This window comes from Bradyrhizobium sp., assembly GCF_035273305.1.
In the GTDB taxonomy this organism is placed as follows: domain Bacteria; phylum Pseudomonadota; class Alphaproteobacteria; order Rhizobiales; family Xanthobacteraceae; genus Bradyrhizobium.
On record NZ_DATEPI010000105.1, the window covers coordinates 1 to 2059 of the forward strand.

Annotated in this window: 2 protein-coding genes; both read right to left on the bottom strand. The window is 61.1% G+C overall.

Annotation, left to right across the window (positions count from 1 at the left end):
- On the bottom strand, positions 1–1054 hold a 1054-nt coding region (locus VJV58_RS07075), incomplete at its 3' end, for a S41 family peptidase (protein WP_324136626.1).
- A gap of 107 nt (positions 1055–1161) precedes the next feature.
- Complete coding sequence (locus tag VJV58_RS07080) at positions 1162–1359, bottom strand: hypothetical protein (RefSeq protein ID WP_324136627.1); 198 nt, start codon at positions 1357–1359, stop codon at positions 1162–1164.
- Between the last annotated feature and the right edge of the window lie 700 nt (positions 1360–2059).

A 2059-nucleotide genomic window follows, 5' to 3' on the forward strand; every position in this document is an offset into this window, starting at 1 on the left:
AGCGGCCGCTCGGCGTGTAATAAAGCGCAGTCGTCAGCCGCAGCGCGCCATGCCCATTCAGCGGAATGACGGTCTGCACCGAGCCTTTGCCGAAGCTCTGCGTCCCCATCACCGTCGCGCGCTTCGTATCCTGCAGAGCGCCTGCGACGATTTCGGACGCCGACGCCGAGGCGCCGTTGATCAGCACGACAACGGGCGTGTTCGGCAGTAATTCGCCGGGCGTCGCACGATAGGTGTGATCGTCGGTCTGGTTACGGCCGTGAATGCTCACGATCGTGCCTTGGCCCAGAAAGTCATCGCCGATCGCAACCGCCGCCGACAATAGCCCGCCCGGATCGTTGCGTAGATCGAGCACTAGTCCTTTCAAACCGCCGCCTGCGTCCTGTTTCAATTTAGCGATCGCCTTGCGGAAATCCTGCACCGTGTTCTCGCCGAACTCGGTGATGCGCACATAGCCGACGTTGTTGGGCTCGAGTTTCGACTTCACCGAGGCGACTTGGATGATCTGCCTGGTAATGGTGACATCGAAGGGCTCCTGCGTGCCGCGCAGGATGGTGATGGTGACCTTGCTGCCGGGATCTCCACGCAGCAGGCGCACGATCTTGGTGAGGCCCATGTCCTGCGTGCTCTCGCCGTTGATCGCGACGATCAGGTCGGAGGGCTGCAGGCCGGCCTTGTCCGCGGGCGTGCCGTCGATCGGCGCGATCACCTTGGGCACGCCGTTCTGCGAGGAAATTTGAATGCCCAGTCCACCGAACTGGCCGGAAATATCGGCCTGCGTCTCTCTGAATTCCTGCTCGTCCATGTAATCCGAGTGTGGATCGAGCCGGTTGAGCATCCCCTTGAGCGCGTCCTTGGTCAGTTCGTCCGACGCGATCGGGTGCACGTAGTCGTGCTGCACCAGCTCGATGACGCCGCCGAGCAGGGCGAGATCGTTCGCATTCAGCCGGTCCTTGTTCGGATCGTTGCGGGAAGCGGTCTTGGCGACCGCAACCGGCAAGATGCCGAGTGCGGCCACTACCGCGCCGACGACAAAGAGACGCGAGCGGGGCATGCAGGGACCTCTGGAAATGTTAGGAGAACCTCGCGAGCAACTTAATCAACCGTGCAGCGCATTCAATGTTCCGGAATGCGCCCGCCAGGCTGGAATCGGTGCGCGTCTCAGGCGGCCTGCGTCGTGGGGCCACCTTCCCGTACGGCATGCGCGCGACGTTCGAATTCGGCCGCGAGCCGCTTGAGCTCTTCCGCAACGAAGGGATCGCTCGTCTCTGCGGCAGTGCGGCGGCAATGCTCGGCCTGGCTGAGCAGATACTGCTGTGCTGTCATGAGTTCAGTCTCGTGCGTCTTCTTGTTCTTCATTGTTACGGTTCGAGCGGGTTAACTCATTGAAGCCCCGGCAGTTCCTTCCCTTTCCTGAAGCAGGAATATCTGCGGCATTTTAGCCAAAAGGCTTGCCGGAAAATGGGGCGCCGGTGTACGGCCCCGCATCATGCTGGCCTCTGCGCCGCTCTGCCCGAATTGCGTTCAGCCAATGCAACTGATGCGCCGCATCGAGGCCGACGCGATGCATCGCGGTCAATAGGTGTGCGAGTGCGCGGCCTGTCGGATCGCGATGACTCAAGCGGCAGGGCCGGAGCATTGCGGCAGGTTGTCATCAGCCAAATAGCTGATTTGAAAATCGCGCGCGGCTTCAAATTTCACATTGCTCCGCATCTTAAATCGTGCGGCGCAGCGACAGTGCGAACTGTGTCCTGAAAATGGCCGTTTTTTGCCGGTCCGGACGCCGGCCGCCCATCTTCGTCCAAACTCTCGTCATAACCGGAAGGCACAGGACGGATGCGCCTCGGGGGGTCTTTTCGACCGCGTGGGCGAAAACGGGGTTAGTAGGCGTCCATCCGGAATGGCATCGGGAACTTTTGCGCCAGGGAGGGCGCGCGTCGCCCTTCCGAGTGACATGAAGTGCGGGCCCGCTCAGGCCGAGCATCTCGATTCACATATTTCTCGCGGCATTTACAGCCGCTTAACCCTAAAGCCGCATTCTCGGCTTCACGCCTTCTTT